Annotated in this window: 1 pseudogene; it reads right to left on the bottom strand. The window is 52.1% G+C overall.

What is annotated here, in order from left to right:
* A pseudogene (locus R7190_RS30945) lies at positions 1–410 on the bottom strand (integrase); the annotation flags it as partial.
* Between the last annotated feature and the right edge of the window lie 102 nt (positions 411–512).

Here is a 512-nt window from a genome sequence, read left to right as displayed (position 1 = left end):
ACTTGCTTAATGTGCTGGAAGCTATCCGTATCAATTTGCTTCATCGTCCAGGCTTCAAGAGCCACCCCTTTGCGCGCTGACAGGTAGGTGTTGATCGTTGCCGGAGCCTTCCCTGCATCCCCCAGCATTTCCAGCACCGCCAATATGTGGTGCCGCCTCATTGAGCTCCATGCACAGTCACGAAGGTTCTGAAACCCGATCATCTTGGCGACAATGTTGAGGAATGAGCTCATGGTCTGCCTGCTTCGCTTTGACCCGAGGCTCACCAGATAGGCGACGGCGGGGTTGTCCTGGATGTTCCGGAGCGAGCTCGATGACGGCAACAGTTCACCGCGAATGCTTTGTTCTGCCGGAACATTTACTTTCGCATGTGAAACTAGCTCTTCCTTGTCATTGTTTGTGTCGTGCAAAGTTCCCTCCTAAGCCCGACCGCAACGAGAAGAAAATCCCATATTTTGAGGTGAAGAGGTAGTTCCTCCTCCATATGTTGCGTTTCGTAGCTTTGCATCAGT

The sequence above is a fragment of the Vibrio sp. 1078-1 genome (assembly GCF_033340475.1).
The sequence above is the reverse complement of the archived record's forward strand: the minus strand, read 5'-3'. Positions and strand labels throughout refer to the sequence as shown.